This is a genomic window from Micromonospora sp. NPDC005172, assembly GCF_040608555.1.
Taxonomy (GTDB): Bacteria; Actinomycetota; Actinomycetes; order Mycobacteriales; family Micromonosporaceae; genus Micromonospora.
Genome location: NZ_JBEXIL010000034.1, coordinates 1 through 22,144 on the forward strand (window position 1 = coordinate 1; position 22,144 = coordinate 22,144).

General features: G+C 73.2%; 19 protein-coding genes and 1 riboswitch. Of the genes, 9 read left to right on the forward strand and 10 right to left on the reverse strand.

The genetic code is table 11. The annotated features are described in order from the left end of the window. Positions 1 to 202 precede the first annotated feature (202 nt). Positions 203 to 733 carry a GNAT family N-acetyltransferase gene (locus ABZV06_RS21975; RefSeq protein ID WP_355242510.1) on the reverse strand — a complete coding sequence of 177 codons (531 nt, stop codon included), beginning with the start codon at positions 731 to 733 and terminating at the stop codon, positions 203 to 205. A gap of 283 nt (positions 734 to 1,016) precedes the next feature. On the opposite strand from ABZV06_RS21975, the gene ABZV06_RS21980 reads away from it, so the two are divergent. The 3 genes from ABZV06_RS21980 (at position 1,017) to groL (ending at position 4,458) form a co-directional block, all read left to right on the forward strand. Beyond that, entirely contained in the window at positions 1,017 to 1,220 is a 204-nt protein-coding gene (locus tag ABZV06_RS21980; RefSeq protein WP_124815530.1) for a cold-shock protein, read from the forward strand. 118 nt (positions 1,221 to 1,338) lie between these two features. Further along, on the forward strand, positions 1,339 to 2,565 hold the full coding sequence (locus ABZV06_RS21985; RefSeq protein ID WP_355242513.1) for a hypothetical protein: 1,227 nt from the start codon (positions 1,339 to 1,341) through the stop codon (positions 2,563 to 2,565). Between the two features lie 270 nt (positions 2,566 to 2,835). Continuing rightward, positions 2,836 to 4,458 carry a chaperonin GroEL gene (groL, locus tag ABZV06_RS21990; RefSeq protein WP_355242516.1) on the forward strand — a complete coding sequence of 541 codons (1,623 nt, stop codon included), beginning with the start codon at positions 2,836 to 2,838 and terminating at the stop codon, positions 4,456 to 4,458. A gap of 58 nt (positions 4,459 to 4,516) precedes the next feature. Here the strand turns inward: groL and ABZV06_RS21995 are convergent, their stop codons facing one another. From ABZV06_RS21995 to ABZV06_RS22005, 3 genes are all read right to left on the reverse strand, one after another. Next, positions 4,517 to 4,762, reverse strand: coding sequence for a hypothetical protein (locus ABZV06_RS21995; protein WP_355242519.1), 246 nt, complete (start codon positions 4,760 to 4,762; stop codon positions 4,517 to 4,519). A 76-nt stretch (positions 4,763 to 4,838) separates the two neighbouring features. Beyond that, positions 4,839 to 5,774 carry a GNAT family N-acetyltransferase gene (locus tag ABZV06_RS22000; protein WP_355623742.1) on the reverse strand — a complete coding sequence of 312 codons (936 nt, stop codon included), beginning with the start codon at positions 5,772 to 5,774 and terminating at the stop codon, positions 4,839 to 4,841. 39 nt (positions 5,775 to 5,813) lie between these two features. After that, on the reverse strand, positions 5,814 to 8,345 hold the full coding sequence (locus ABZV06_RS22005) for a S8 family serine peptidase (protein WP_355623745.1): 2,532 nt from the start codon (positions 8,343 to 8,345) through the stop codon (positions 5,814 to 5,816). A 141-nt stretch (positions 8,346 to 8,486) separates the two neighbouring features. On the opposite strand from ABZV06_RS22005, the gene ABZV06_RS22010 reads away from it, so the two are divergent. Both ABZV06_RS22010 and ABZV06_RS22015 read left to right on the forward strand, forming a co-directional pair. Continuing rightward, complete coding sequence (locus tag ABZV06_RS22010) at positions 8,487 to 10,316, forward strand: glycerol-3-phosphate dehydrogenase/oxidase (RefSeq protein WP_355242528.1); 1,830 nt, start codon at positions 8,487 to 8,489, stop codon at positions 10,314 to 10,316. An 89-nt stretch (positions 10,317 to 10,405) separates the two neighbouring features. Next, the gene (locus ABZV06_RS22015) at positions 10,406 to 10,945 is read left to right on the forward strand and encodes a hypothetical protein (protein WP_355242531.1); all 540 of its coding nucleotides are present in this window, start codon (positions 10,406 to 10,408) and stop codon (positions 10,943 to 10,945) included. Positions 10,946 to 10,955: 10 nt separating this feature from the next. On the opposite strand, the gene ABZV06_RS22020 is transcribed toward ABZV06_RS22015, so the two are convergent. Next, on the reverse strand, positions 10,956 to 12,356 hold the full coding sequence (locus tag ABZV06_RS22020; protein WP_355242534.1) for an FAD-linked oxidase C-terminal domain-containing protein: 1,401 nt from the start codon (positions 12,354 to 12,356) through the stop codon (positions 10,956 to 10,958). Between the two features lie 56 nt (positions 12,357 to 12,412). Here ABZV06_RS22020 and ABZV06_RS22025 point away from each other — a divergent pair, with 56 nt between their 5' ends. Then, positions 12,413 to 12,688, forward strand: coding sequence for a DUF4031 domain-containing protein (locus tag ABZV06_RS22025; protein WP_355623748.1), 276 nt, complete (start codon positions 12,413 to 12,415; stop codon positions 12,686 to 12,688). Here ABZV06_RS22025 and ABZV06_RS22030 read toward each other — a convergent pair. Continuing rightward, complete coding sequence (locus ABZV06_RS22030; RefSeq protein WP_355623751.1) at positions 12,666 to 13,316, reverse strand: metal-dependent phosphohydrolase; 651 nt, start codon at positions 13,314 to 13,316, stop codon at positions 12,666 to 12,668. The genes ABZV06_RS22025 and ABZV06_RS22030 overlap by 23 nt on opposite strands. Positions 13,317 to 13,423: 107 nt before the next feature. Between ABZV06_RS22030 and ABZV06_RS22035 the strand changes: the two genes are divergently transcribed. Next, positions 13,424 to 14,659: an FUSC family protein gene (locus tag ABZV06_RS22035; protein ID WP_355242543.1), complete on the forward strand. Its 1,236-nt coding sequence runs from the start codon at positions 13,424 to 13,426 to the stop codon at positions 14,657 to 14,659. Positions 14,660 to 14,668: 9 nt separating this feature from the next. On the opposite strand, the gene ABZV06_RS22040 is transcribed toward ABZV06_RS22035, so the two are convergent. Then, positions 14,669 to 15,937, reverse strand: a complete 1,269-nt coding sequence (locus ABZV06_RS22040) for an aminotransferase class V-fold PLP-dependent enzyme (protein WP_355623754.1) — start codon at positions 15,935 to 15,937, stop codon at positions 14,669 to 14,671. A 47-nt stretch (positions 15,938 to 15,984) separates the two neighbouring features. Next, positions 15,985 to 16,105, reverse strand: a riboswitch (SAM riboswitch). A gap of 23 nt (positions 16,106 to 16,128) precedes the next feature. Between ABZV06_RS22040 and ABZV06_RS22045 the strand changes: the two genes are divergently transcribed. Further along, a complete protein-coding gene (locus ABZV06_RS22045; RefSeq protein WP_355242549.1) occupies positions 16,129 to 17,607 on the forward strand; it encodes a PrsW family intramembrane metalloprotease in 1,479 nt (492 codons plus the stop codon). Between the two features lie 18 nt (positions 17,608 to 17,625). Here ABZV06_RS22045 and ABZV06_RS22050 read toward each other — a convergent pair whose 3' ends face one another. Next, complete coding sequence (locus ABZV06_RS22050) at positions 17,626 to 17,793, reverse strand: hypothetical protein (RefSeq protein WP_355242552.1); 168 nt, start codon at positions 17,791 to 17,793, stop codon at positions 17,626 to 17,628. A gap of 82 nt (positions 17,794 to 17,875) precedes the next feature. Beyond that, on the reverse strand, positions 17,876 to 18,214 hold the full coding sequence (locus ABZV06_RS22055; RefSeq protein ID WP_355242555.1) for a co-chaperone GroES: 339 nt from the start codon (positions 18,212 to 18,214) through the stop codon (positions 17,876 to 17,878). 158 nt (positions 18,215 to 18,372) lie between these two features. Between ABZV06_RS22055 and ABZV06_RS22060 the strand changes: the two genes are divergently transcribed. Continuing rightward, positions 18,373 to 19,671: an AI-2E family transporter gene (locus ABZV06_RS22060; RefSeq protein ID WP_355242558.1), complete on the forward strand. Its 1,299-nt coding sequence runs from the start codon at positions 18,373 to 18,375 to the stop codon at positions 19,669 to 19,671. Between the two features lie 223 nt (positions 19,672 to 19,894). On the opposite strand, the gene ABZV06_RS22065 is transcribed toward ABZV06_RS22060, so the two are convergent. Then, the gene (locus tag ABZV06_RS22065; protein WP_355623756.1) at positions 19,895 to 22,084 is read right to left on the reverse strand and encodes an ATP-dependent DNA helicase; all 2,190 of its coding nucleotides are present in this window, start codon (positions 22,082 to 22,084) and stop codon (positions 19,895 to 19,897) included. Positions 22,085 to 22,144: the final 60 nt, after the last annotated feature.

A 22,144-nucleotide genomic window follows, 5' to 3' on the forward strand; every position in this document is an offset into this window, starting at 1 on the left:
GCGCAACGCCTCGACCGGATGCGGTCCCTCGGTCTCGATGCGGTACTCGTCGCCGAAGCGCTCGCGGTGCATGTCGATGACCTGCTCGCTCGGCGTGCGCGGGGCGGGCTGCCCCGGAAACCCTTCTGTGGGCACGGTTGTCGCCTGACGCTCCGGCTTTGGGTGGGAGATCTTCGTGGTCTTGCCTTGGGAAGAGTTCTCTTTATGCTGTTCGGCGCATCTGGAGTTCGGTCAGGGCGGGGATCGTGGGGTGGGGGACCCGTACGCCGGTGTCTTCGAAGCCCAGCCGCTGGTAGGCCCGGTAGGCGCGATCGTTGCCGACCACCACCTCCAGCAGCAGTTCCGGCCGGTCGCACGCCCGTGACCAGGCGGCCACCCCGTCGATCAGCTCGCCGAGCAGCCCGCGGCCCCGCCACGTCGGCGTGACGTACACGGCGTAGATCACGGTCAGCCCCGGCTCGTTCGGAGCGACCGTTCCGCCGGCGTGCCCGACGAGCCGGCCGCCCGGGTCCGCGACGAACTGCGCGTTGTGGGGACCGGTCGACGTGTACGCCACCCGGGCGGCGAACTCGTTGTGCGGTCGGGCCGCAGCGTCCGCCAATGTCTCCAGGAAGGCCAACGGCGCGTCGGCGAGCATCTCCAGGCGCAGCGCCCGCATCCGGGCGGCGTCCTGCGGCCGTACCCGGTGAATCCGCGCCTGCCGCAGGGCCGGACCGCCCGTGTCGGTGGTCATGTCCGAATGCCTACCACAGGGCCGGACGCTCACCGCGATCAACGGCGGCCAGATCGCCTACATGCGGTCAAAGGCAACCATCGTCATGAATCCGTCAGCGCGTTCGAGGCGCCCTGGACCATGCCCGATTTGTGGTCGTGCGCGACCGTCACTCCTCGTGTAGCGTGCGATTTCGATCACCTCTTTCAGCGGTCGTCGTCGATCGCTGTGGCGGTGGTCCGTGGGTGTCCGGCGTGCCGGACGTCCGGGCAGGCAACGCCGCGCAGAGTGAGGGATGTGCACCGTGGCCCAGGGTTCCGTGAAGTGGTTCAACGCCGAGAAGGGCTACGGCTTCATCGCCGTGGACGGCGGTCAGGACGTGTTCGTCCACTTCTCCGCTATCGAGATGGACGGCTACAAGGCCCTCGACGACGGTCAGCGGGTGGAGTTCGAGATCGCCCAGGGCCAGAAGGGTCCGCAGGCGGAGCACGTCCGCGTCATCGGCTGACCGGTTCCCCGATCTACCCGCCGGTGGTTCGCCCCGATCGGCTGGCGAGTCGGGGCTGCGGCGCGGACGCCCGCCCTGGAAGATCGTGAACCGTTCCAGCCGATGCTGAGGAGGGTTCATGACCGACCAGACGCCGCCACCCGCCACGCCCTCCGGGCCGGGTGAGCCGGGCCCGTCCGACCCCAACCCGCCCGCCGAAGGCTCCGGCACGGCGCCCTCGTCCGGCGCGGCCCCGGGCACACCGCCCTCGCCCGGCGTCGCGATGCCACCCGTCGGCGTGCCGCCACAGGGCTGGAACCCCGCGACGGACGCCTGGGGGCAGCCCGTCGGTCCGCCGCCGGGCTGGGACCCCGCGCAGGGAGCCTGGGGTCAGCACGCCGGGCCGCCGCCGGGCTGGACCTCCCCTCCCGTCGGCGGCTACCCGCCGGGGGCCGGCCCCTACGGTGGACAGCCGTGGTATCCGGGGGCGCCGGTCGGCTGGTACCCGCCGGGTCACGGCCTCGACCCGAACGACCCCCTCATCACTCCGCCCGGTGCCGGCATCGGTGCCTGGTTCGAGCGGTTCTGGGGCGCGCTGCGCCGGGGCTGGCGGCAGTTGGTGCCGATCATGCTGCTCACGCAGGTGCTGCCGGCGGCGGTGCTCTCGGTCATCTCGTTCGGTGTGGACCCGTCGCCCGCCTGGGAGGCGCAGGCCGAGACGAACCCGAGCGGGCTTCCGGACAACTTCGCCACCGGCCTGTTGACCCTCGTCGTCGTGCTGGTCGGCGGCAGCCTGGTGATCGGCCTCGTGCAGGCGCTGGGCTGGGCCGCGGGTAGTTGGGTGATCACCCAGCAGGCGGCCGGCCGACCCGCCCGCCTCGACGCGGCGCTGCGGTACGGGCTGCGTCGGGCGCTCGGCGTGTGGGGCTGGACGCTGCTGGTCAGCCTGCTCATCGGCGTCGGAGTCTGTTTCTGCGTGCTGCCGGGCATCTACCTGGCGTTCGCGTTGAGCATGGCCGGGCCGGTCTACCTGTTCGAGCGGGACAACCCGATCGGCCGTTCGTTCCGGATGTTCCACGACCGGCTCGGGATGCTGCTCGGTCGGGTGGCCCTAGTGGGTGTCGCGGTGATCATCGGAACCATGGTTCCCGGGATCCTGGAGTCGGCCGGTACCGCCGCGTTCGGCGCGGATCCCTTCGCGTCCCCGGGTGCCGCGGTCGGGGTGGTGGCGGTCATCGGCCTCACGGCGGTGCTGGCCCTGCCGGCCCACCTCGTCCAGTTGGTCGGGCTGCTGATCACGTACGCCGAGCAACGTGCTCACGAAGGGCCCGTGAACGCGGCCACACTGGCCGCGGAACTCGGCTGACCGAGCTCATCGTGCTTGCACTCGGCAGGTGAGAGTGCTAAACAAGTCATTGGCACTCGCGTACCGTGAGTGCCAATGGTCGGGACGGTGGGGCCTGGTTGTGCCGGTGTGGAGACGCCGGGGCAGCACATGGCCGGTCGTCGCGGGCTATCCGGCCCGACCGGAGGACGTCGTCGTCGCCTGGTGGCGACGTCCCAAGGTGCGTAAACCAGGCGGCCCATCCGGGACACACACTCGGGTGGCCGTGAGTGTCCAGGAGGACAACGCCGTATGGCAAAGATGATCGCGTTCGACGAAGAGGCGCGCCGCGGCCTCGAGCGGGGCATGAACCAGCTCGCTGACGCCGTGAAGGTGACCCTCGGCCCCAAGGGCCGCAACGTCGTGCTCGAGAAGAAGTGGGGTGCCCCCACCATCACCAACGATGGTGTGAGCATCGCCAAGGAGATCGAGCTCGAGGACCCGTACGAGAAGATCGGCGCCGAGCTGGTCAAGGAGGTCGCCAAGAAGACCGACGACGTCGCCGGTGACGGCACGACGACGGCGACCGTCCTGGCCCAGGCCCTGGTTCGCGAGGGCCTGCGCAACGTGGCCGCCGGCGCCAACCCGATGGCCCTGAAGCGGGGCATCGAGGCTGCTGTCGCGAGCGTCTCGGAGGAGCTGTCCAAGCTCGCCAAGGACGTCGAGACCAAGGAGCAGATCGCCTCCACCGCCTCCATCTCCGCTGGTGACAGCAGCGTCGGCGAGATCATCGCCGAGGCGATGGACAAGGTCGGCAAGGAAGGCGTCATCACCGTCGAGGAGAGCAACACCTTCGGGCTGGAGCTGGAGCTCACCGAGGGTATGCGCTTCGACAAGGGCTACGTCTCGGCCTACTTCATGACCGACCCGGAGCGCATGGAGGCCGTCTTCGACGACCCCTACCTCCTGATCGTCAACAGCAAGATCTCGTCGGTCAAGGACCTGCTCCCGATCCTCGAGAAGATCATGCAGTCGGGCAAGCCGCTGCTGATCATCGCCGAGGACATCGAGGGCGAGGCTCTGGCCACCCTGGTCGTCAACAAGGTCCGGGGCACCTTCAAGTCGGTCGCCGTCAAGGCGCCGGGCTTCGGTGACCGCCGCAAGGCCATGCTCGCCGACATCGCCATCCTCACCGGTGGTCAGGTCATCAGCGAGGAGGTCGGCCTCAAGCTCGACGCCGTCGGCGTCGACATGCTGGGCCGCGCCCGCAAGGTCGTGGTGACCAAGGACGAGACCACCATCGTCGACGGTGCCGGTGACGCCGAGCAGATCCAGGGCCGGGTCAACCAGATCCGGGCCGAGATCGACAAGAGTGACTCCGACTACGACCGCGAGAAGCTGCAGGAGCGGCTGGCCAAGCTGGCCGGTGGCGTTGCGGTGATCAAGGTCGGCGCGGCCACCGAGGTCGAGCTCAAGGAGCGCAAGCACCGCATCGAGGACGCCGTTCGCAACGCGAAGGCGGCCGTCGAGGAGGGCATCGTCCCGGGTGGTGGCGTCGCGCTGGTGCAGGCCGGCAAGACCGCCTTCGACAAGCTGGACCTGGTGGGCGACGAGGCCACCGGTGCCAACATCGTCAAGGTCGCGCTGGACGCCCCGCTGCGGCAGATCGCCGTCAACGCCGGCCTCGAGGGCGGCGTCGTGGTGGAGAAGGTCCGCAACATCGAGGCGGGTCACGGTCTCAACGCCGCGAACGGCGAGTACGTCGACCTGCTGGCCGCGGGCATCATCGACCCGGCCAAGGTGACGCGCTCGGCGCTGCAGAACGCCGCTTCCATCGCGGCGCTCTTCCTCACCACCGAGGCTGTTGTCGCGGACAAGCCGGAGAAGACCCCGGCTGCCCCGGCTGGCCCGGGTGGCGGGGACATGGACTTCTGAGTCCAGTTCCGACACACCGAACGGGGCGGGCCGCTGACGCGGTCCGCCCCGTTCGTCGTCAGGTGGGCAGGGGTCGCTGGTTGCGGCGCTTCTGCGCCCGGTCGTACGGCGGCAGTAGTTGGATCGGCGCGTCCACCATCTCCTGCGGTTCCTCGGTCGCCGGCTGACCGTCGGTGGTCATCTCGGCCAGTTGCTCGGCGTCGCCGTAGTCCAGTCGGTCGAACGGCAGTTGACCGGGCAGCTCACCGACCGGTTTCCAGGTGATCGGCGGGCCGTCCTCGGTCTGGTCGTCATCCGTGGTCATGGCTGCCTCCTCTACCGAAACGGTAGGGGGCGTCGATGCCCGACGCGGGCGAATGGATCAATGTCCCATTTGCCTGTTATGGCGTCGGCAGCGTCCGCCGGTACAGGAAGAAGACCCGCTCGATCCGCGCACCCGCGCTGCCCGAGTAGAACGGCACCGGCCCCACCCAGCCGATCTCCGCCCGGTCCAGCCCGGCCGCACGCTGGTCCCGTAGGCAGCGCCGCAGCAGCACCCCGCCGATGCCCGAGCCCTCGGCGGCCGGGGCGGTGCCCATCGGCCCGAACCAGCTCGGCCGGGACGACCCGTAGGCGGCGAAACCCAGCACCTCGCCGGCCCGCTCCGCCAGGTGGCAGCCGGCCCCCTCGCGGCCCACCGATCCCGCCAGCTCACCGTCCCAGGCCCCGCCGAAGGTGGACCGGGCGAACGCGGTCAGCGCCGGCAGGTCCGCCGGCTCCGCCCGGCGTACCGTGACACCCTGCCCAGCCAGCCGTTCCTCGGCGGCCGTCGTCGACCGCAGCGCCGGCGACTCGTCGTACGACAGGTCCGCGGTCATGTTCCAGGCGGTCCGGTCCTGCTGGTAGCCGAGCGCCAGAGCCGCGCAGACCGCCGGCGTGTACCGCACGTCGATGCCCGGCCAGGCGTAGTACGGCGGGCTTCCGGCCAGCAGCACCTCCGTCACGCCGTGCCCGGCGAGGGCCTGCTCGGCCCGGGCGAGCAGCGCACGGCCCACGCCCCGGCGGCGCTGACCCGGCAGTACGGCGACCAGGTCCACGTGCCCGATGCCCGGCTCGGTCGGCGACACCGAGCCGATGAGGACCCCGACGAGATCGTCCCCCCGGTACGCCCCCAGCCCGATCACCGGCCGGTCGGCGGCGGCCCGGGGCCAGAGCACGTCCACGATCGCGTCCGCCTCGGCCGCGTCCTCCGGCAGGTCGAGCGCCTGCGCGCAGAGCCGAGCCACGGTGGGCACGAGGTCCAGGTCCAGTTCGGTGACGGTGATCTCGGCGTCCATGGTCGCCGACCCTAGATCACCCGTCGCCTCCCGCCCTGCTCACCCTCGGGCGGCGCGCACGGCGGCGTACGCGTCGACCTGACCGGCGCCGGTGACGTTCGCCGGGCTCCCGCAGGCGTCGCTGGGATTGCGTGAGCGGTACGTGGGCTCGGCCGGCGTGGCGGTGTCCCGCAGGATCTGCCGGGTCCGGGGCAGGTCGCCGATCAGCGTCGGGTTCGCCGACCACATGAGCGCCACCACTCCCGCCACCTGCGGGGTCGCCATCGACGTGCCGTCCAGCGCCGCGTACCCGCCGCCGGGCATGGCCGACACCACGCCCACGCCGGGTGCCAGTACGTCCGGTTTGCCCGCGCCGTCGGGCACCGGCCCGCGCGAGGAGAACTCCGCCACCCGGCGCTGCGCGTCCACCGCGCCCACGGTCAGCACGTTGGCGTACGGCGCGGGAGCGTCGTCGATCGACGCGCACCACGGGCCGGTGTTGCCGGCGGCGGCGACCACGAAGATGCCGGCCGCGTCGAGCGCCGTGGTGGCCGGGAGCAGCGTGTCCCGGTCGCAGCCCTCGATCGAGGGGCAGCCCCACGAGTTGGTCAGCACCTGCGGGGCGCGTTCGGGCCGACCGTCGGTGAACGGGTCACCACCGGCGGGGAAGGGCGCCAGCATGAACTGGAGGCAGTCCAGGTAGTGCCCCGGGCTGCCCAGGTTGCGGTCCAGGTTGACGCAGCCCACCCACTGCGCGTCCGGTGCCACGCCGATGCCGTCCCGCCCGACCGCGCTGCCCACCGTGTGGGTGCCGTGCCCGCCCTGGTCGTTCGGTGCCCGGGTGCCGTCCCACGGGTCGTACCAGGAGTCGTCGCCGCCCCGGAACCCGGCCCGCAGCGCCGGATGGCCGCCGTCGACGCCGGAATCGGAGCTGCCGACCACGATTCCCCTGCCGGTCACGCCGAGTTGAGACCAGACCCGGTCCGCGCCGAGTTGCCGGATGTTCCACTCTGGACCGGTGGGTGCCGGCGCGGTGCCGCGGGTCTGCCCCGCCGGGGCGGGTAGCGGCCGGAGGCGCTGGCTGATCAGTACCCGGGCCACCTCGGGCCGTCGGGCGAGCCAGGCGCGCACGGCTGGGCCACCGTCCACCTCGACCGCGTTGACCAGGTAGTACGGCACCGGGTCGAGCCGTAGACGCTCCGCAGTGCGGCGCAGGTCGGCCTGGGTGCGGTCGGCGGTCGTGACCAACCGCCGGTAGACCTCCGCCGTCCGGGCGTCCCGTCCGGCCTGCCCGGGTGCGCCGGCCGGGATGCCGCCCAGGTCGGCCTGCTCGCGCAGCACCACCAGCAGCCGCTCGCCGTGCAGGCCGGGTTGACCGGGCCCGACGTCGACCACACCGAACGCCACCAGCAGCACCAGGGCGGTCGCCGCCGCCATCCGACGGCTCGGGACACGGGCCGTCGGCCGGGCGAGCAGCACCGCGTACCCGATGGCCACCAGGACGGCCACGGCGAGCCCGGCGGTGGCGGCCGCCGCCACCCAGAACGGCACGTCGCGGGTGCCGACCAGGAGCAGGGTGATCTCCTCCGGGTCGGTGAACGCCAGCGGCCCGAGCGCGGCCAGGCCCACCAGCCAGCCGGTCGCCGCCCGTCCGCCGCGAACCTGCTCGGTCGAATCGCCGACGGGTTGCCGGGTGGCGGCCGGCTCGGCGGTGAAATGCCAGGTCGCGGCCCAGAGCGCGGCGAGCGCGAAGCCCGTCGGCGGGAGGGTCAGCAGAGCGGGCAACTGAGCGCCGGACTGGCCCGCCCCGGCCGCGAGCAGCAGCAGCGCGACACCGGCGACCAGGCCGCCGACCAGCACCAGCCGGGCCGGCCGGGGCGGTCGACCGACCGCGAACCGGGACCACAGGGCGGCGTCCAGAAGCGTCGCCGCCAGCACCCCGAGGGCGGCGGCGGCCACCAGCGCGAGGACGGTCTCCAGGAGCCCGCCGAGCGCTCCCAGCCAGGCCCAGGGCAGCAGCAACGCCAGCCCGGCGGCGACCGCGAGCAGCGACACGGTGCCCGGCCGGCGCGAGCCACGCGCGGGCTCCGCGCTGCCGGCGGCCTCGGTGCTGGCGGCGTCGCCCTCGTCGCGCCGGGCCAGGCCGTCGACCAGGCCAGCCGTCCCGGGGTACGCCCGCCGACGCCGCGTCCACCGCACGGCGAGCGCGGCGAGCAGCGTCGTGGCGGCCAGCGCGGCGAGGTACGCCTCGTGGTGCACGGGCGGCACGACGCGCAGCAACGTGAGCACCCCGAGGGTGAGCGCGGCAGCCAACCAGACCCGGCCGGTGGCCCGGATCGTGGTCGAGCGGGGCAGCACGGTCAGCAGCAGGGCGGGCGTGCCGACCAGCACCACGGTGGCCAGGCCGAGCACCGGCCAGAGCCAGCCCACCCGGTCCCGTCCGAAGCCGAGCAGCACCTGATCGGTGAGCCAGCCGCCGGTCTGGGTGGCCACCGTGACCGCGACGATCCAGCAGCCGACGAACACGGCCGCGACCACCGCCCACGGGGAGCTGCGGTCGCCGGCTACGGAACGCGCGGGCTCACCATGCATCCGAGAACTTTACGACCACCTCGAAGATCTTGAACAGTTTCCGTCAGCCGGGCGGGTCCTGTCCAAGATCTGCGGCCGGACGACCGGGGGCGGGGCGGGCGGCACATGTCGACCGGCTGGTACGGCGGTTACGGTGGATGAGTGCGTGACCCCAATGTCTCCCGATCCGTCGCCGGGCAACTCTCGCCGATCCGCCGTACGACAGACCTGCGCCGGCTCCGCGCCGAGCGCTTCGACGTGCTGGTCATCGGGGGTGGGGTGACCGGTGCCGGTGCTGCCCTGGACGCGGCCTCCCGGGGCCTCAAGGTGGCCCTGGTCGAGGCGCGGGATCTCGCCTCGGGCACGTCTAGCCGGTCCAGCAAGCTCATCCACGGCGGGCTGCGCTACCTGGAGCAGTTGGAGTTCCACCTGGTCCACGAGGCGCTGACCGAGCGAGGGTTGCTGGCGACCCGGCTCGCGCCGCACCTGGTGCGCCCGGTGCCGATCCTGGTGCCCCTGCCCGCCGGGCGAGGGCTGCGGGACCTGCCGGCGCGCATCTTCCGTCGCTCGTACTACGGCGCGGGCGTGGCCGCGTACGACGCCTTCGCCGGGATCTTCGGCGGTGGCCGGGGCATGCCGCTGCACCGGCACCTGACCCGGGAGGGCGCGCGGCGGATCTTCCCGAGCCTGCGGGCCGACGCCCTGGCCGGTGCGATCCGCTACTACGACGGGCAGGTCGACGACGCCCGGCTGGTCGTCACCCTGGCCCGCACCGCCGCGAGCCTTGGCGCCACGGTGGTGAGCAGCGCCCGCGCCGTCGGGCTGATCCGGCAGGCGCGAGAGGTCACCGGTGTCCGGGTCCGCGACCTGGAGGCCCCGGCCGGCTCACCGGACGCGGAGTTCGAGGTGCACGCCCGTACCGTCATCGCGGCCACCGGTGTGTGGAGCGACGACATGTCGCGGATGCTCAACGACGTGGGCCTGCGGCCCGGCATCCGGGTGCGCGCCTCGAAGGGGGTGCACCTGGTGGTGCCCCGCTCGGCGATCACCGGGGAGACGGGGCTCATCCTGCGTACGGCGACGTCGGTGCTCTTCGTGATTCCGTGGGGCGGGCACTGGATCATCGGTACGACGGACACCGACTGGCGGCTGGACCGGTCCCACCCGGCGGCCTCGGCGCGCGACATCGACTACCTGTTGCAGCAGGTCAACACCGTGCTGGATCGGCCGTTGACCACCGCCGACATCGAGGGCGTCTACGCCGGGCTGCGCCCCCTGCTGGCCGGCGAGGCCGACTCCACCTCGAAGCTCTCCCGGGAGCACGCGGTGTTCGAGCCGATGCTCGGGCTGCTGCTGGTGGCCGGCGGCAAGTACACGACGTACCGGGTGATGGCGTCCGACGTCGTCGACCGGGCCGTACGCCGGTTGGGGGGCGGCCGCGAGTCGCGGACCGCCGACCTGCCGCTGCTCGGCGCCGACGGGTATACCGCGCTGTGGCGGGACCGGGCCGACCTGGCCCGGCGGCACGGCGTTCCGGTGGGCGTGGTGGAGCACCTGCTGGAGCGGTACGGGAGCCTCACCCTCGACCTGCTGGCATTGGTCGATGCCGAGCCGCTGCTCGCGTCGCCGCTGGCCGGCGCCCCGGAGTACCTGGCGGCGGAGGTGACCTACGCGGCGCGGGCCGAAGGGGCGCTGCACCTGGAGGACGTGCTGACGCGGCGTACCCGGATCTCGTTCGAGACGAGCCACCGTGGGCTGGAGTCGGCGGACCACACCGCCGAGTTGATGGGTGCGGTGCTCGGGTGGGACGCGGCCACGCGGGCCCGCGAGGTCGAGCACTATCGCGCGCGGGTCGAGGCGGAGCGCCAGTCCCAGCTCATGCCGGACGACGCCGGAGCGGACGCTGCCCGACTCGGCGTGCCGGACGCACGCGGGTACGCCGCGGACCGGGGCGGCGACGATCATGCGGAGCTGCGGTCGACCGCCAGATGACCGGAATGTAACGCTACCGAGGGGTAACAAGCGATAGCGGCCCGGATGGTGGTTTCGAACGCTACCTACGGTGGGGTAGGTTTCCGCGCGTGCCTAACCGCGCGCGCCCTCGTCTGCTCGCCACTCTTCTCGGTGTGGTGCTCGTCGGTGCATCGGCCGGGTGTTCGCTGCTCGGCCGCGACGACGCCGCCGACACACCGGCCGCCCCGCCGCCGCCCGGCTCGGCTGCCGGCGGGTCGTCCCCCGAGGTCCCGACGACGGTCGCTAAGGGGCAGGTCAGCCTGCTTCAGCGCCTCGGCGCCGACGCCCCGCTGCGTACCCTGAGTGTCGAGCGGGACGGCTCGTGGCAGTGCCTCGACTGTGCCGGCGACGGGGTCACCTCCCGGGGCAGGCTGGCGCCGGAGCAGACCGAGCGGCTTCAGGTGCTCCTCGCCGATCCTCGGCTCGCCGAGGAGACCGACCAGGTCCGGCGGTACCGGACCACCTGTATCGACGCGCTGACGTCGAGCCTGCTCACCTCGTCCGGGCTGATCAGCTCGCAGGACTGCCCCGGCGAGGAACGCCCGCCGGTGGCCGGCGAGATCCTGTTGCTGCTCACCCAGGCGACGCCCGCCGAGGTCCAGGGCTGAGGGCAGCCCGTCAGAGCACTTTGCCGGGATTGAGCAGGCCGGTCGGGTCCAGTGCCGACTTGATCGCCTGGTGGACCCGGACGCCGACCGGGCCGATCTCCTGCGCCAGCCAACCCCGCTTGAGCAGGCCCACCCCGTGCTCGCCCGTGCAGGTGCCGCCCAGGTCCAGGCCGAGCCGCATGATCTCGTCGAACGCCCGGCGACCCCGCTCCACGCTCGCCGGATCGGCCCGGTCCACGACGATGTTCGGGTGCATGTTGCCGTCCCCGGCGTGCCCCACCACGCCGATCGGCACGTCGCAGTCCGCCGCGATCCGGGCCACCCCGTCGAGCAGCGCGGCGAGCGCGCCCCGCGGCACCGCCACGTCGTCGATCACCAGACCGCCGCTGCCACCCGGGTGGGTCTCGGCGGCGAACTTCTCCATCGCCGGGTGGGCGAGCCGGCGGGCCTGCAACAACGCCGCTGCCTCCAGCGCATCGGTGGCCGCGTAGACCTCCTCGGCGCCGGCCGCCTCGCACACCTCGGCCAGCGCGGCCAGGTCGTCGGCCGCCCGGCCACCGGTGTCGGCGGCGGCCAGCAGCAGGGCCTGCGCGTCGGTTCGCAGACCCATCGGCTGGTACGCCTCGATCGCCCGCAGGTGCGTCTGGTCGAGCAGTTCCAGCAGGCTCGGCGTGAGACCCCGGGCGGCGATCTGGGCCACCGCCGTGCCGGCCGCCGCCGTGGAGCCGAAGACCGCCACCAGGGTCAGCGACTCGGCCGGGGCGGGCCGCAGCGCCACGGTCACCTCGGTGATCACGCCGAGGGTTCCCTCCGAGCCGACGAAGAGCCGGGTCAGGTCGTAGCCCGCGACCCCCTTGGCGGTACGCCGACCGGTGCGCAGCACCTCGCCGGAGGCGAGCACCACCTCCAGGCCGAGCACGTACTCGGTGGTCACGCCGTACTTCACGCAGCACATGCCGCCGGCGTTGGTGGCCACGTTGCCGCCGATGGTGGACGACTCCCAGGAGCCGGGGTCCGGCGGGTACCAGAGGCCCTGCTTGGCGACCGCCCCGGCAAGCGCGGCGTTGACGACGCCCGGCTGGACGACGGCGATCCGGCTCACCGGGTCGATCTCCCGGATCTCGTCCATCGCGACGGTGCTGAGCACCACCGAACCGTCCACCGCGTTCGCCGCGCCGGCCAGCCCGGTCCGCGCACCCTGGGGCACGACCGGTACGCCGTACCGTGCCGCCGCCCGGATCACCGCGACCACCTGCTCGGTGGTGCGGGGGCGGGTCACCACCAGGGGTACGCCGGCGGCGCACAGGTCGGCCTCGTCGCGCTGGTGCACGCGCAGCAGGTCCGGGTCGGTGAGCACGGCGTTCTCGCCCAGGGCGGCGCGCAGGTCGTCGAGGAGTCCGGTGGGGGCCATGCCGCCGAGGCTAGGTCGCCGGCCACCGATCATCAACGCGAGCTAGCCTCGGCGGCATGCTCTACCTGGACCGGCCGGCGTGGCCGGCGCGCGGTCGGCTGTGGTCGCACCTGATCAGCGACGTCTCCTACGCCGAGTTGCACGCCTTCGCGGAGGCGCTGGGCGCGCCCCGGCGCGGCTTCGACCGGGACCACTACGACATCCCTGCCGACCGGTTCGCGTCGGCGGTGTGGCTCGGTGCCCGGGTGGTGCCGAGCCGGGAGCTGGTCCGGTTGCTCCGCGACGCCGGTCTGCGTCGCCCGAAGCACCTCAGTGCGCCGTCGACCCGGTGAGAGTGGCCAGCTCCCGGCCCAGGTTGGCCCGGGCGGGCGCTTCCCACCGCGCGACGAGCGGCGGTAGCCGGAACAGCGTGGGTAGCTCCAGTAGCCCGGTGAGCACGGCGGCCCGTCCGCTCCGGAAGGCCGGCTCGGGCACGTGGGCGTACTCCCGTCGGATCGCCGCGGCATAGCGGTCGTAGGCGGCCGGCGGGCCGGCCAGCACGGCGAGGTCCGCGTCGCAGAGCAGGGCACCATCGGCGTCGTCCGGCGTGACCCGGTGCCCGGCGGTGAGCAGGACCAGCCGGCGGACCTCGGCGACGGCGGGCGCCGGCACCCCGAGCCCGGTGAGCAGACTCTCGGCCAGCGCCGCGCTGTCCCGTTCGTTGGCGTCGCCGGCGGCCCGTGGGTCGTAGACCGCGTCGTGGCACCAGGCCGCCAACCGGACCAGATCCGGCCGCCCGGCCAGCCCGGCGTGGCGGTCCACCACATCGAGGACGACGCCCAGGTGCGCGACGGTGTGGTAGTGCCGGTGCGGCTCCCCCCAGCGGGCGAGTAGCTGTTCACCGGCCCGGATGATGCGCTCGTCGGGTTTCGCACCGGCGGCGTGGGCCGCCGCCCGCCACCGGTCCAGCAGATCCGCCACCGCCCGAGTCTGCCGCATCCGCTCGCGCGGCACGCGCACGGGAGGATTCAGCGGCCCTGCCACGGGTAGTCGCGCCCATGGCGGCGGCCCGGGACAAGAGACCTCCGATGGTGCGGCGTGCCCCGCTGCGCGATGGACTGGTGGATGTCGACGGGGCGCGGATCGCGGAGGCCACCGAGCAGCTCCGGCACCGCGGCCGGGCCACCCTGCACGACCGGCTGCACCGGGTACGGATGGCCGGTGGGCTGGCCGTGCAGGCTGGTCTGGCCGCCGGCCTGGCGTACCTCGTCTCGCACAAGGTGCTCGGCAATCCGCAGCCGGTCTTCGCGCCGATCTCCGCCGTCGGCACGCTGGCCGCGTCGGTGGGCCAGCGCTTCCGCCGGACCGTGGAGCTGATCGTCGGTGTGGGCGTCGGGGTATTCGTCGGTGACCTGCTGATCTACTTCCTCGGCACCGGCGCGTGGCAGCTCGGCCTGGTGGTCACCGTGGCGATCCTGCTCACCATCTTCGCCGGCGCGAGCGTGGCCATCGTCATCCAGGCGGCGGCCACGGCGGTGCTGATCGTGACGCTGAGCCCGTCGACCCAGAACCTGGAGATCCCCCGCTTCGTCGACGCGTTCCTCGGCGGCGGGGTCGCCCTGCTGGTGACGGCTGTGCTGCTGCCGCTGAACCCGCTCCGAGTGATCAACCGGGCCGCCCGGCCGGCGCTGGACCTGCTCGCGGCGCAACTCGACGCCACCGCCGACGGATTGCGCGCGCGGGATCGCGCCGGCATCCAGCGGGCGCTGGAACGGCTGCGCAACAACAAGGACGAGCTGGCGACCCTGTCCGAGGCGATCGAGGGGGCGAAGGAGACGGCCACCCTGTCACCGGCCCGCTGGCACCGTCGCAGCGAACTCACCCACTACGCGGAGGCGGCCGACCCGATCGACCGCGCGATGCGCAACTCCGGCACGCTGATCCGCCGGTCCGTCACCCTGATCGAGGACGACGAGCCGGTGCCCGAGACCATGCCGGACGCGATCGGCCACCTCGCCGAGTCGGTCCGGCTGCTCAAGCACGAGTTCGCGGTGGGTGAGGAGCCGCAGCAGGCGCGGGAGCGGTCGCTGCGGGCCGTCAGCGAGGCCGGGCGGGCGTACGGCGCAGGGGTCGGCTTCTCCGGCAGCGTCGTGGTCGCCCAGATCCGTACCACGGCCAGTGACCTGCTGGTGGCCTCCGGGATCGAGCAGGAGGAGGCGAACCGCTGCATCCGGATCTCCTTCGGGGAACAGGAGCGGCCGGTCGGCGAACCGGCCGAGCCGGGCGAGGCGCCGAAACCACCCACCGCCCCGCCGGTCGGCTGAGCACGGGGCTCAGGCCAGCTCGGCGAGCGCCGCGAGCAGCCGGTCGACCTGGGCGGCGGTGCTGCCCAGACCGATGCTGGCGCGCAGCGCGGTCGCTGGAAGATCCCTTCGGCCGGTACGCGCGGCAGCCTCGCCGAGCAGCCGCCGGGCCAGCGGATGGGCACAGAACAACCCGTCGCGTACGCCGATCCGGTGCTCGGAGGCGAGCCGCGCGGCTACCGTCGCGGAGTCCTGACCGGCGACCACGAACGACACGATGCCGACCCGGGGCGCGTCCGCGTCGAAGGTCCGCAGCTCCACCACGTGCGGCAGGGCGGCGAGGCCGTCGCGCAGCCGAGCCAGCAACGCCTGCTCACGGGCGTGCAGCGCGACCCGGTCGGCGTCGGCCAGCGCCGCGCACACCGCCGCCAGCGCCACCGCGCCCAACAGGTTCGGGGTGCCGGCCTCGTGCCGGGCCGGGCCGGTCGCCCAGGTCACGTCATGGGTGGCCGGCCCGACGTTGCTGGTGGCACCGCCGCCGACGAGGTACGGCGGGGCGGCGTCCAGCCAGTCCGCCCGGCCGACGAGCACACCCGCGCCGAACGGGGCGTACAGCTTGTGGCCGGAGACGGCCAGGTAGTCCACGTCGAGCGCGTGCAGGTCGACCGGGGCGTGTGGGGCGAGCTGCGCGGCGTCGAGGACGATCCGGGCGCCGTGCCGGTGGGCCACCCGGGCCAGCTCGGCGACCGGCCACAGCTCACCCGTCACGTTGCTCGCCCCGGTGACCGCGACCAGCACCGGCAGCGTGGGGTTGCTGTCGCGGCGCAGCTCGGTCAGGGCGGCGGCGAGAGCGCGTACCGCCCCGGCCGGGTCGGCGGGCACCGGCAGGCGTACCGAGCCGCGCGGCCAGGGCAGCAGGTTCGCGTGGTGCTCACCGGCGAAGGTGACCACAGTCGTGCCAGCGGGCAACGACCGGGCCAACAGGTTGAGGGCGTCGGTGGTGTTCCGAGTGAAGATCACGTGGTCGTCGGCACGCGCGCCGAAGAAGTCGCCGACCGTCTGCCGGGCCCGCTCGTACGCCAGGGTGCAGCGCCGCGACAGCGCTCCCGCGCCCCGGTGCACGCTGGCGTACCAGGGGAGCAGTTCGGTGACCGCGTCGGCCGCGGCCCGCGCGCACGGCGCGGTGGCCGCGTAGTCGAGGTTGATCTCGCCGGGTACGCCGAGCACGTCGAGCGCCGCCGACGGCGCGGACGCGACGGCGGGCAGGCTGGGCAGCGAGGGTACGAGAGTGACGGACACGCCGGAACCTCCGGGGTCAGGGACCCCGGGTGTGCCTGTCGGGACGGGGTCCGCGCTTGCCCAGCACGCCGATCGGGCTGGGCCCGGTCATCACCCGGGGCACCCCACCGCGAACTCGACGAGGGTTGCCGGCCAGCAAGCCGGGGCTTGACGCTGGCGCTCGTGACCTGCCGGCAGCATAGCGGCTGTGGATGCGCCCGGACCAGCCGGCGGCGGATGGCTACGCTGACCGCATGGCCGACACCCCGCCCGGTGCACCCCTGCCGTCGCCGCCGCACACGCCCGCGGCCCCGCCCGCCGGCTCGTCACCCGGGATGCCGCCGCGCCGCTTCGGCTGGGTGCGGTTCCTGGTGCTGGCCGGGGTGGTGCTGCTCATCGCCGCGTGCGCGGTCTTCATGGTGTTCACCCTCGGCCAGTCGCTGGGCGTACAGGCGCTGCTGGTCGGGGTGGTCGCCGCGATCCTGCCGGTGCCGGTGCTCGTCGCCTGCTTCCTCTGGCTCGACCGTTACGAACCGGAACCCCTGAAATATCTGATCTTCTGCTTCGCCTGGGGCGCGTTCGTCTCCACGGCCGCCTCGCTGAACGTGAACGAGTTCGCCGCCGGACGCTTCGCGGACTGGGGACTGCCGGATGCGCTGACCGGCGTGCTGGTGGCACCGTTCATCGAGGAGCTGACCAAGGCCCTCGGCCCGATCCTGCTGCTGATCTTCCGCCGCCGGGAGTGGTCCGGGATCACCGACGGCCTGGTCTACTGCGGGCTCTCCGCAGTCGGCTTCGCCATGGTGGAGAACATCCTCTACCTGGGCGGATACGGCTACGCGGCCGGTGCCGACCGGTACGGTCCGGCGACCGGTACCCAGCAGGTGATCGCCATCTTCATCGTGCGGATCCTCCTCTTCGGGTTCGCCCATCCCCTCTTCACCTCGATGACCGGTGTCGGCCTCGGGGTGGCCTCCCGTACCGCCGACCGGCGTGTCCGGGTGCTGGCCCCGATCGCCGGCCTGCTGCTGGCGATGATGCTGCACGGGACGTGGAACCTGCTGCCGACGCTGACCCAGGCCACCGGCGAGGCAGTGATCATGCTGTACGGCTTCCTGGGCCTGATGGTGCCGGTGTTCTTCGGCGTGGTCGGGCTGGCCGTGTGGTTGCGCGCCTGGGAGGGACGGCTCACCGAGCGGACGCTGCCCGACTACGTACGCGCCGGCTGGTTGAGCCCGCCCGAGGTGGCCGCTCTGAGCAGCCTGGGTCGTCGGCACGCCGCCCGGAGCTGGGCGCGCCGCGTCGCCGGGGACGCCGGGGCGCGGGCGATGCGCGGATACCAGCTCGCGGCGACCCGGCTGGCCCTGCTGCGCGACGGGACGCTGCGCGGTCTCGACCGCAAACCGGCCGACCGGGAGCGGACCGCCGTCGAGGAACGTCAACTGCTGGAGGCGATCACGGCGTACCGGTCGTACTTCGTGGGCCGCGATCCGCAGGCCCCGGCCGGCGTCTGGGACGGCAGCCAGTACCACCTGCGCTTCCCGGACGGTACGCGGCGATCGGTCGCCGCGCCCGACGAGCCGGTGGTGCCCATCCCGGTGGTGCTCGCCCCGCCGCCCCCGGTCAACCACCCGCCGGCCGGCTGGCATGAACTACGCCCCGCCGCGCCGTGGCCGCACGGTCACGCCTGAGCGCGGCCGGGCGGCGGGTCAGGTCATCAGCGTGGTGAGGAAGTCGCCGAGCCCCTGGGCCATCGCCATGAGCGCGACCCCGATCCCCTTGAACAACTGCGCGGCACCGTCCGGGCGGAACGCCATGAAGTAGATCAGGAACGCGACGCTGCCCCAGGTCAGCAGCTTCTTGACGAATACCGGCATCGTCCCTCCCCAGGGCCACGGTCGCCGGCTGGCTTCCCGTCGTACGCGCCGACAAACGGCGCGACCGCGCTCGGGGGGAGGTCTACAGGTAGAGGCCGGTGGAGTCGTTCTCCACCCGTACGGCGGCCACGGCGTGCACGTCGCGCTCGCGCAGCAGCACGTACCCGCGGCCGTGCAACTCGACCTCGGAACGCTCGTCCGGGTCGAAGAGCACCCGATCGCCGGAGACGATGGCGCGGACGTTCGGCCCCACACCCACGGCGGTCGCCCAAGCGAGGCGCTTGCCGACCGCGGCGGTCGCCGGGATGACGATGCCAGCGGTGGAGCGACGCTCGCCCTCGCTGCCGTCCATCCGCACCAGCACACGATCGTGCAGCAGGCGGATGGGCAGGCCGGAGTCGAGATCCTGGTCGGCGGTCACGGGGCAGACGCTACCGTGTCGCAGGTGACCGGCTGCCGGTGGTTACGCCCACGGCGATGCGGGCATTGTGTGGCGGAACTGCCCTACGGTGTCGGGAACGGACGTATGCTGTCCGACCTGTCGCCCTGGGCGGACGACTCTTCTGCCAGGAGGTGCGCTTGAGCCGCTTCGAGCAGGTACGCGGGCGGCTGCGCCGCGCCTACCAGTCAGGACAGAAGTCGGTGAGCATCGCTGAGCAGACCCCGGGCGACGCCCCGGAGACGCCGGGAGTGGCCTCGCCGGCCATCCCTGGGCCCGTCGCACCGGCGAAGGCCACGGTCGTCGGCGCGGAGCCTCCGGTGGACCTGCACAGCTCGACGTCCAGCCGGGACGACGCCGACGTGCCGCACGGCCTACGGATCGCCGCCGCCTGGTGCTGGCGGCTGATCGTGATCGGTGTGGTGGCCTGGGCGCTGCTCCGGATCGTCGGCACGGTCCGGATCGTGATCATCCCGTTGGCCATCGCGATGCTGCTCTCGGCACTGCTCGCGCCGGCCGTGGGCTGGCTGCTGCGCGCCCGGCTACCCCGTTCGATGGCGACGGCAGTGGTGCTGGTCGGCGGCCTGGCGGCCGTCATCGGCACGCTCACCCTGGTGGTCAACGAGTTCATCCAGGGCGTACCGGAGCTGAGCGAGAAGTCGTCGCAGGGTGTCCGGCAGATCCAGAACTGGCTGAAGACGGGTCCGCTGCACCTGTCCGACACCCAGCTCGACCGCTACATCGACGAGGCGCAGGGCTGGATCAACGACAACACCTCGAAGTTCACCAGCGGCGCGCTGAGCACCGCGGCGACGCTGGCGGAGGTGCTGACCGGCACGCTACTGGTGCTGTTCGCGACGTTCTTCTTCCTGCGCGACGGCAACAAGATCTGGCGTTTCGTCGTACGGCTGCTGCCGGTGGCCGCCCGCTGGAAGGTCGACGACGCCGGCCGGGCCGCCTGGCAGACCCTCGTCGCGTACGTCCGTGCGACCGTGCTGGTCGCCTTCATCGACGCCGTCGGTATCGGCATCTTCCTGGTCGTCTTCGACGTGCCGTTCGCCTTCCCGCTGGCGGCGCTGGTGTTCCTCGGCGCGTTCATCCCGATCGTCGGCGCGGCGCTCTCCGGAGGCGTGGCCGTGCTGGTGGCGCTCGTCGACAGCGGCCCGGTCACCGCGCTGATCATCCTGGGTGCGGTGATCGGTGTGCAGCAGGTGGAGGGGCACATTCTCCAGCCCCTCATCATGGGTCGGGCGGTGGCCATCCACCCGCTCGCGGTGATCATCGGGATCGCGGCGGGAGTGGTGCTCGCGGGTATCACCGGCGCGCTGGTCTCCGTGCCGCTGATCGCGGTGCTGAACACCGCGGTACGCCGACTGGCCGCCCGCACGGTCCCGGACACCCCACCAGACGCCGTAGTAGTCGCCTCCCAAGCCCCCTAACCCGCCCCGCCCCCGCCCTACCCCGCGCCCCCCGCGCCCCCCGCGCCCCCACGCTCCCCACGCCCCCGCGCTCCCCACGCCTCCCCGCTCCGCGATCTTGCACTTTCTGTCGCGGCATAGAGGGCATACCGTGCTAAATCAACCACAGAAACCGCAAGATCGGCGGGGTGCGGGGTGCGGGGTGCGGGGTGCGGGGTGCGGGGTGCGGGGTGTGGGTGGGGGGTCAGGTGGTGGCGAGGCGCTTTAGGGCGCCTCGGGCCACCTCGGGGCGGGTCGTGTACCAGAACGGGGGTAGCGACCGGCGTAGGAACGGCCCGTAGCCCCGGGCGGTCTCCAGGCGCGAGTCGAGCACCGCGACGACGCCCTTGTCGCCGGTAGCCCGGATGAGCCGGCCCACTCCCTGTGCGAGGCGTACCGCGGCGATCGGCACGCTGACCGCCGCGAACCCGGAGCCGCCGCCCGCGTCGACGGCTGCGGCGCGGGCCGCCGCGAGCGGTTCGTCGGGGCGTGGGAAGGGCAGCCGGTCGATGACCACGAGCTGGCAGGCGTCGCCCGGTACGTCCACTCCCTGCCAGAGCGACATCACCCCGAACAGGCAGCTGGACTGCTCCTCGCGGAACCGGCGGACCAGCAGCGGCAGCGCCTCCTCGCCCTGCAACAACACCGGCAGGTCGGTCCGCGCGCGCAGCAGCTCCGCCGCCTGCGTCGCGGCCCGCCGGGAGGAGAAGAGCCCGAGAGTACGACCACCGAGCGCCTCGACGAGACCGAGCAGTTCCTCACCGGCCGCGTCGGGCAGGCCGGAGACGCTGGGTCGGGGCAGGTGCGCGGCGACGTACAGGATGCCCTGCCGCGCGTAGTCGAACGGCGAGCCGACGTCCAGTGACCGCCAGCCCGGCCCCTCGGTCGCGGGGATGGTGGTGGCGTCGGCCAGCCGGCGGCCCGGTGTCTCGGCGGCCGGGCGGCCCGCGCCGGTGCGGGCGGCCATCGTGGCGGCAGCCGGTGACGCCGGGACCGGCGGCGCGTCCAGGCCGAGGGCACGGGCCACCGTGTCGAACCGGCCGCCGAGCGCCAGGGTGGCCGAGGTGGCGACCACTGTGCGCTCGTCGTACAGGTGGGCGGCGAGAGTGCCGGCGACCGAGAGGGGCGCGACGACAAGTGCCCGACGGTTGCCACTGTCGTTCTTCTCCACCCAGGCCACGTCGTGGTCGGCCTCTTCGAGGAGCCGCTGCGCGGTGGTGGACAGGTCGTCCATGGCGGCCTTGGCCTGCTGCTTGCGGACCGGGTCGGGATCGTCCGACTTGATGTCGCCGATCGCGTCCAGGGCGGCGCGGGTGGCCGAGTCGAGCAGAGTGCACGCTTGGTGCAGCGGCGTCGGCAGGCCGGCGGTGAGTCGACCGGCCGGCGCCTCGGCGAGCCCGACGGCGAGGGCGTCACCGGCGGCGGTGAGCGCGTCGGCCGTCTCCGGTTTCAGCAGCGGCCGGGCGCGTCGGGTGGACCGGTCGATCATCTCCGGCACCAGTTCGGCCTGGGCGGCCGAGGAGACACGGTCGGCCAGCTCGTGCGCCTCGTCGACGATGAGCAGCTTGTGTGGCGGGACGATGTGCCGGTCGGCCAGCATGTCCACCGCGAGGAGACTGTGGTTGGTCACCACGATGTCGGCCTCGCGGGCGCGGGCCCGGGACGCCTCGGCGAAGCACTCCGCCCCGAACGGGCAGCGGGTCGCGCCGACGCACTCCCGCGACGGCATGGAGACCAGCCGCCACGCCTGGTCGTCGACGCCCGGGTCCAGTTCGTCGCGGTCGCCGGTGTCGGTCTTCTCGGCCCAGTCGCGCAGGCGCTCGATCTGCTTGCCGAGCCGGCCGGCCTCGCCGAGCCACTTCGTGCCGCCGCCGGGGCGGGCGGCCGGGGCGTCGAAGAGGGTTTCCTCCGGCTCGTCCGCCGTGGAGTTGTCCAGTCGGGCCAGGCAGAGGTAGTGGTGGCGACCCTTGAGGACCGCGAACGTGGGCCGGCGGCCGAGCAGCGGCTCGACGGCGTCGGCCAGCCGGGGCAGGTCGTGGTCGACGAGTTGGGACTGCAACGCCAGCGTGGCCGTGGAGACCACCACCGGACCGTCCACGGTCAGGGCAGGTGCGAGGTACGCCAGCGACTTGCCGGTGCCGGTGCCCGCCTGCACGAGCAGGTGCTCGCCGCTGGTCACGCACTCCTCGATGGCGGTGGTCATCTGCTGCTGACCGGGGCGCGCCATGCCGCCGGGAACCGCGCCGACCGCCGCCGCGAGCAGCTCCGTGCCGCTGGGCCGGGCACCCCGCCGCCGGCTCGTGCCGCGGGCCGAGGGGGTGGCGGAACCGGTGGCGGTGCGGGGCGGAGTCACCGTGCGACGGTACCCGTCGGCGCCGACACCGACAGCGCCCATCCGCCCGCGTGGCGCGCACCCACCTGTCGCGTTACGGCTGCGCTACGACGTGTGGGCGGT